This is a genomic window from Microbispora sp. CSR-4 (assembly GCF_008033685.1).
Lineage (GTDB): Bacteria > Actinomycetota > Actinomycetes > Streptosporangiales > Streptosporangiaceae > Microbispora.
In genome coordinates this window covers 1-6,401 of sequence record NZ_VJVX01000122.1, presented here as the reverse complement: position 1 = coordinate 6,401, position 6,401 = coordinate 1, and the positions used below count along the sequence as shown (strand labels likewise).

At 69.3% G+C, this 6,401-nt stretch carries 7 protein-coding genes; 5 read left to right on the top strand and 2 right to left on the bottom strand.

Annotation, left to right across the window (positions count from 1 at the left end):
• The first annotated feature begins 560 nt into the window (after positions 1–560).
• Positions 561–1,202, top strand: a complete 642-nt coding sequence (locus FLV34_RS41010; protein WP_187280861.1) for a hypothetical protein — start codon at positions 561–563, stop codon at positions 1,200–1,202.
• Between the two features lie 129 nt (positions 1,203–1,331).
• Here FLV34_RS41010 and FLV34_RS38560 read toward each other — a convergent pair whose 3' ends face one another.
• Together FLV34_RS38560 and FLV34_RS38555 are read right to left on the bottom strand one after the other, a co-directional pair.
• Positions 1,332–1,976 (bottom strand): hypothetical protein, encoded by a 645-nt coding sequence (locus FLV34_RS38560; protein WP_142652705.1) that lies wholly within the window; start codon positions 1,974–1,976, stop codon positions 1,332–1,334.
• Between the two features lie 58 nt (positions 1,977–2,034).
• Positions 2,035–2,925, bottom strand: coding sequence for a LysR substrate-binding domain-containing protein (locus FLV34_RS38555; RefSeq protein ID WP_147945516.1), 891 nt, complete (start codon positions 2,923–2,925; stop codon positions 2,035–2,037).
• An 86-nt stretch (positions 2,926–3,011) separates the two neighbouring features.
• On the opposite strand from FLV34_RS38555, the gene FLV34_RS38550 reads away from it, so the two are divergent.
• The 4 genes from FLV34_RS38550 to FLV34_RS38535 all read left to right on the top strand — a co-directional run bounded on the left by FLV34_RS38550 (position 3,012) and on the right by FLV34_RS38535 (position 6,161).
• Positions 3,012–3,425: a VOC family protein gene (locus FLV34_RS38550; protein WP_240972268.1), complete on the top strand. Its 414-nt coding sequence runs from the start codon at positions 3,012–3,014 to the stop codon at positions 3,423–3,425.
• A gap of 90 nt (positions 3,426–3,515) precedes the next feature.
• Positions 3,516–4,730 (top strand): patatin-like phospholipase family protein, encoded by a 1,215-nt coding sequence (locus FLV34_RS38545; RefSeq protein WP_147945515.1) that lies wholly within the window; start codon positions 3,516–3,518, stop codon positions 4,728–4,730.
• Entirely contained in the window at positions 4,727–5,494 is a 768-nt protein-coding gene (locus FLV34_RS38540; RefSeq protein WP_185949117.1) for an NAD(P)H-binding protein, read from the top strand. The genes FLV34_RS38545 and FLV34_RS38540 overlap by 4 nt, the downstream gene beginning before the upstream one ends.
• Before the next feature lie 76 nt (positions 5,495–5,570).
• On the top strand, positions 5,571–6,161 hold the full coding sequence (locus tag FLV34_RS38535) for a dihydrofolate reductase family protein (protein WP_142652702.1): 591 nt from the start codon (positions 5,571–5,573) through the stop codon (positions 6,159–6,161).
• Positions 6,162–6,401 lie beyond the last annotated feature (240 nt).

Below are 6,401 nucleotides of genomic sequence, written 5' to 3'. Positions count from 1 at the left end.
GGCCTGCCAGTTCCACAACCGCGACCGCTACCAGCACCCCGACCGCTACACCCGCCGCAACGTAGGCGAAGACCGCTGGGCCTTCACCTACCACCGCCTCGGACGAGCCCCACGACTACACGACTGAGGGGAGAAGTGGATCGATCGCCGCGAACGACGGAGGTGGCGCGGTGGCGGGGCAGGGTGATGGCGGGGCCGATCACATCTTGCCGACACCACAGGTCACACCGTGCCGACGCCGGATGGGCGTTGCGCTTGGCGAACTTGGGAGCGCGGCCGGTCGCGTGCCGGTAACCCCTGTAGGCGGCGCGGTGATGTGGCGGCGCGGCCCGGCGGACACCGGCCCGGCGGACACCGGCCCGGCGGACACCGGCCCGTTCAACAGCATCGCCCCGAGGGCTCAGCGTCGCCTTGAGAGCGCAGCGTTGCCGCGACGTCGCAGCGCAAAAAAGGCATCAGCAACCACACAGCACATCGCACCAGTGGGAGAAGAGAGACGAAGCGCGGGGTATGGGACGGATGCGTCGCTTGTGTACCAAAGCAAAGGCAGGTGTGGACGGATGGGCGACAAGAGGGCAGGGAGAACCCGCGTCGTGGCGGCGTCCGCACGGCGTATGGCTGTCGCCGCGCTCCTCATCGTGATGCCGAGCGTGGTGGCAGCGTCTCAGGCACTGGCGGCGCCGGTCCCGGCCGCCGGCCACGCCCCGCACGCGCTCGGCCAGAACGGCCAGGCGAAGATGGGCGCGGCCAAGAAGATCGCGGCTAAGAAGAGCGCGGGGAAGAAGGGTAAGAACGGCAAGGGCAAGAAGGGCAAGCGCCGCGGTAACGGCGGAGCTCGCCTCGACGCCAGTCTCGCCGCCTTCGGAGCCGGCGGTAACGGGGGTGGCGGCCATGGGGGTGGCGGTCACGGCGGCGGCTTCGGCCACGGTAGGGGCGGCGGGGGTACGCAGCGTACGTCCGGCATGAACACCGCCAACGCGCCGACGATCAGCAGCCCGCCCTATCAGCTCAACATGGGCAGGCGTAATGTGCAGGCTCCCGCGGGCAACAGCGCCGTCGACTTCGCCGGTGTGCAGCAGGTGTCGAGCGTCAGCGTCTTCACCAACTCCCTCAGTGGCAACTGCAGGGGCGGTATCGATAACTGCTCGATCAACCAGAACCTGCGGGCCGCGGAGGACAGAGGCCGCAGTGTCGGCCACTGAGGTCGCAAGAGCTACAAACGCCACAAGCCGCAAGTCATAAGCCGCTGAAGCCGCTGAACCGGCCATTGACAGGGGACGGGCGTCTCCCGCGAAAAGGGAAGACGCCCGTCTTTCAGTGGTGCGCGGGGATCAGAGCTCGCCGCTTTCGATCGCCTGCTTGAGGGCCTGCTGCAACTGCTGGTGCGAGGCGGTGCCGTTCGCGGCGACGAAGTCGATCAGCGAGGAGTCCGCCTCGAAGGTGAGCTTCTCCGTGACGCGGGTCTTCCCGCCGGGCAGCGCCTTGAAGTCGATCTTCTGGTGCGTGACCACGTTGGGCTCCGACCAGCTGTCGGTCTCGTAGTAGAACCCGTTCCGGTGGAGCCGCTGCTGCGCGTGGGTCTTGCTGACCACGATCGTGCCCTCGTACGGGATCTCTTCGATCGCCGTGAGGTTGCGGTAGGTCGTGGAGCCCTTCTTGCACTCCTTGTGCGTGATGACCCGCTTCAGGAACGGGTTCTTGCCGATGTGGTTGTTGAAGTTCGAGTACTTGTTGAAGGTCAGCGGCATCGGCGAGTCGATGTCGACCGAGATGCTGTTCGTGATCTGGCTCCGGCCCGAGCCGGGCGCGGGCGGTGTGGTGTCGGTGAAGTGGTAGGTGTCCCAGGCGGTCTGCCACTCGGCGGCGATTTGGGCGTCGCTCTCGGGAGTGTCGGCGTTCGCGGGAGCGGACAGAGCGGTGAAGACGGCGGCGGCGGCGAACGTGTGGGCCGCGGCCACTCGGAGGATCTTTCTCACGTGTACCTCGAAAAGAGGAGAAATGGTACTAGTGATCTTCTACCGCAACCGCAACCTGTTATAGAAGAGGCGATGCCGAATCGGCCGCGGCCCGCACGAACTCCCGTACGCGCGCGGTCGTGTTGGTCGCCCGCCACACCGGTCCGCGTTCGATCGGCGGCGCGTCCCGGATGGGCACGTACGCGATGTCGGGGCGGGGATAGTACGTGCGGCTGTGCTCGCCCACCGGCAGCACCCCCTTGCCCATGGCGACGAGGGAGAGCATCTCCGAGAACGTGCCGCCCGCCGGTCCCGGCGGCACGGGGCGGCCGGACGGGGTGTGGGTGGGCGTACGGTCGCGCTTGAACTCGGCGGAGGTGACCGAGGGGTACTGCACCACGGGGTGGTCGCCGAGGACCTCCAGGGACACCGATTCTTCGCGGGCCAGCGGATGCCCGGCGGCCACGGCCAGCACGCGGGCCTCCCGCAGCAGGACCGGCCCGCGGGCCATGCCGTCGAAGGGATAGGAGGCGATGAGGACGTCCACCGAGCCGTCGACGAGGCTCGCCCGTGAGTTGGACAGTTGCACCTCCTGGACCTCGACCTCGCAGTCCGGATGGCGTTCGGTGAACAGGGCGACGGCCCGCAGCAGCACCGGCGCCGTCCACTCGCCGAGAAAGGCCACGCGCAGCCGGCCGGTGACCTTGCGGCCCGCCTCGACGGCCCGGCGTACGGCGGCCTCCATCTGGGCCGCCAGGGGCGCCAGGTCGTCGGTGAGTTGCCGCCCGATCGAGGTGAGGCGGACGACCCGGCTCGTGCGCTCGAACAGCGGCGCGCCGATGCGCCGCTCCAGCTTCTTGATCACGTGGCTGACCCGGCCGGTCGTGACCCCCAGGCGCTCGGCCGTACGGCCGAAGTGCAGTTCCTCGGCCAGCGTCAGGAACGTTTCGATCTCGTGCCGTTCGAGCATGTGAAGTCCGATCGTTGAACAGGAGTCAACGATCGTAGCGTGATCAGGTCTTGGTGCCGGCCGCCGCGACGAGCATCGTTGGATCCATGAGCACAACGAACATGCGCGTCAAGGGTTTCGATCATCTGGTGCTGACCGTGGCGGACGTCGAGCGGTCGCTGGCGTTCTACTGCGACGTCCTCGGCCTCGAACCGGTGCGGGTCGACGAGTGGCGGGCCGGGAAGGTGCCGTTCCCCTCGGTGCGGGTGTCGCCGGACACCATCATCGACCTGCTGCGCGGCGAGCGCGGCGAGCCGAACGTCGACCACTTCTGCCTGGTCGTCGAGCCGCTGGACTGGCAGGAGGTCATCGACTCCGGCGCCTTCACCGTCATCGATGGACCCGGCCCCCGGTTCGGCGCGCGCGGCGTCGCCACCTCGGTCTATCTGAAGGATCCCGACGGCAACGTCATCGAACTGCGCTGGTATCCCCAGGACAGGGAGCAGGACAAGGAGGAATGAGGGTTCGGTCGCAACGGTGCGGCGCCGGGGCCCCGGCCGTCCGAACGCGGTAGATCCGGGTGAGGACGGCCGGAAGAAGGGCGGGCACCGATGGCGGGGGCGACCAACAGGGCGACCGACAGGGCGAGCAACGGGACGGACCACGGGGCGAGCAACGAGACGGACAGCAGGGCGAACAGCAGGGCGAACAGCGGGACGGACAAGCGCGCCGACCTGGTGCTGGAGGGCGGCGGCGTCAAGGGCGTCGGTCTGGTCGGCGCGCTGCACGAGCTGCACGCCGCCGGCTATCGGTTCGGACGGGCCGCGGGCACCCGGGTCGCCGGCACCTCCGCGGGGGCGGTGGTGGGAGCGCTGGCCGCGGCCGGGATGCGGCCGGAGCGCATGCGCGACCTCCTGTTCCAGGTCGACTACCGCAGGTTCAGGGACGCGTCAGCCGTGGAGCGCGTCCCGCTGGTCGGCAGGGGGTTCTCGCTGCTGTCCCTGCTGTTCGAACGGGGTGTGTTCGAAGGCGACTACCTGCGGGAGTGGCTGGGCAACGAGCTGGCCGGCCTGGGCGTCGAGACGTTCGACGACTTGGCGCTCGACGACCCGGCGCCCTGGATGGGCGAAGACCAGCGCTACAGCCTGGTGGTGACGGCCACGGACGTCACCCTCGGCCGGCTGGTGCGCCTGCCGTGGGACTACCGGAGCGTGTACGGCGTGGCGGAGCCCGGCAGGCAGCGGGTGGCCGACGCGGTCCGCGCCTCGATGTCGATCCCCTTCTTCTTCGAGCCCGTCACGATCACCAATCCCGGCACGGGGCTGGTGTCGACCCTGGTGGACGGCGGGGTGCTGTCCAACTTCCCCATCGACACGCTCGACCGGACCGACGGGGAGCAGCCGCGCTGGCCGACGTTCGGGGTCAAGCTGCTCCCCGCGTTCCGGGAGGACACGCTCAGGCTGCCGCTCGCCGGGGCTCCGCACCTGCCCGCGCTGCGGCTGCTGGCGTCGCTGGTCGGGACCGCGATCGTCGGCCACGACCAGACGTACCTGGACCAGCCCTGGGTCAGGGCACGCACCATCCAGGTGGACACCGAGAGCGTGGGGGTGGTCGACTTCGGCCTCGACGAACGGCAGAAGCTCGACCTCTATCTCAACGGCCGGACGGCCGGGGCGGCCTTCCTGACCACCTGGAACTGGGACGACTACCGCGCCCGCTTCCGTCCCCCGGCGAGAAGCAGTGCGCGGAAAACCAGTGGCCGGAAAACCAGTGGCCGGAAAACCAGTGGCAGGGCCGAGACAGCGGGGAGTCTACTTGGCCGATGATCGTTATTTCGGCCGCTTCCGGCGCGCTCGGCCGCCTCGTCATCGAGTCCCTACGCACCCGTACGACGGAGGTGGTGGCCGCGGTGCGCGACCTCGAACGCGCACCCGAGGGCGTGCCGGCACGCCGCGGTGACTACGACGACCCGGCGAGCCTGCGCGAGGCGTTCGACGGGGCCGCCCGTCTCCTCCTGATCTCGTCTCCGGAGCTCGACACTCCCCGCAGGATCCGGCAGCACCTGAACGCGGTGACCGCCGCCAAGGAGGCCGGCGTCGGCGCGGTCGTCTTCACCAGCTTCCTGGGGGCCGGCGATGGCGCGACCGGCATGACGGAGGCCTATCACGCGACCGAGCAGGCCCTGATCAGCAGCGGCCTGCCGTACACGTTCCTGCGCCATCCCTTCTACAGCGACGCGTTCGTCCCCCGGGTGGTCGACGGCGAGATCACCGGCAGCACGGGCGGGCGCGGCCTGAACACGGCGTTCCGCTCGGATCTCGCGGAGGCGGCGGCCAACGTGCTGACCGGTGAGGGGCATCTGGGCCGGGCGTACGACTTCACCGGGCCGCTGTGGACCCATCCCGAGGTGGCCGAGGCGCTCGGCGTGCCCTACCGCGAGGTGCCCGACGCCGGGCCGGGCCCGATGAGCTGGATCAACGCGCAGATACGTGCGGGGCTGCTGGAGCAGCAGACCGATGATCTCGAACGGGTGCTCGGCCGGCCCCCGGTCACCGTCGCCTCGCATATCCGAAGCATTGCGTTGTCTTGACAATTTTATTTGTCGGTGACACCGTGGGAGTCACGACGGAGCCGACGACGGCCCGCGGACACAGAGGAGCAGCGCCATGCGCATCGTGGTCATCGAGTTCATGAGCCTGGACGGCGTCGTGCAGGCACCGGGCGGTCCCGAGGAGGACACCGACGGCGGCTTCGCGCACGGCGGCTGGACACACCCGTTCTTCGACCCGGAGACCGTCGGCGGCGCCTTCGACGCCACGGTGAGCAAGGCGGAGGGGCTGCTCTACGGCCGCCGGACCTGGCAGAACATGGCCGCCGCCTGGCCGGGGCGGGCCGGTGACCCGTTCGCCGACAAGATGAACGCGATGCCGAAATACGTGGTGTCCGAGACGCTGGGCGACGACGAGATGACCTGGAACACCACGCGAATCCCCGGCGACACCGCCGTCGCCCGCATCCGCGAACTGCGGGACACGGGCGACGGCGACCTGGTCGTCATGGGCAGCCCGAGCCTCGTGCGCACCCTCCTGCACGAGGACCTGGTCGACGAGCTCCGGCTGATCGTCATGCCGGTGCTCCTCGGCGGCGGGAAGACGATCTTCCCGGACGGCGGCCTGCGGCGCAGGTTCGAACTCGTCTTCGCGGCCACCGGCGGCACCGGCGTGCAGGTGTGCACCTACCGCCGGGCCGTCGAGTAGGGCTTCATGGGTCAGGGTGCTTCGGGGGTCAGGGTGCTTCGTGGGTCAGGGTGCGTCGTGGGTCAGGGTGTGGTGAGGTCGAAGCGGTTGACGGTGACCGCGCCGCCGAGGGATTGGGTGGCGTAGTTGAAGATGGCGAAGCGGTAGCCCATGAAGAACTGCCAGGCGTTGCCCATGGTGAAGGCGGGCCCGAACGAGGTGAAGTTCACTCCGTCGGTGCTGTAGGAGAAGCGGGCCTGG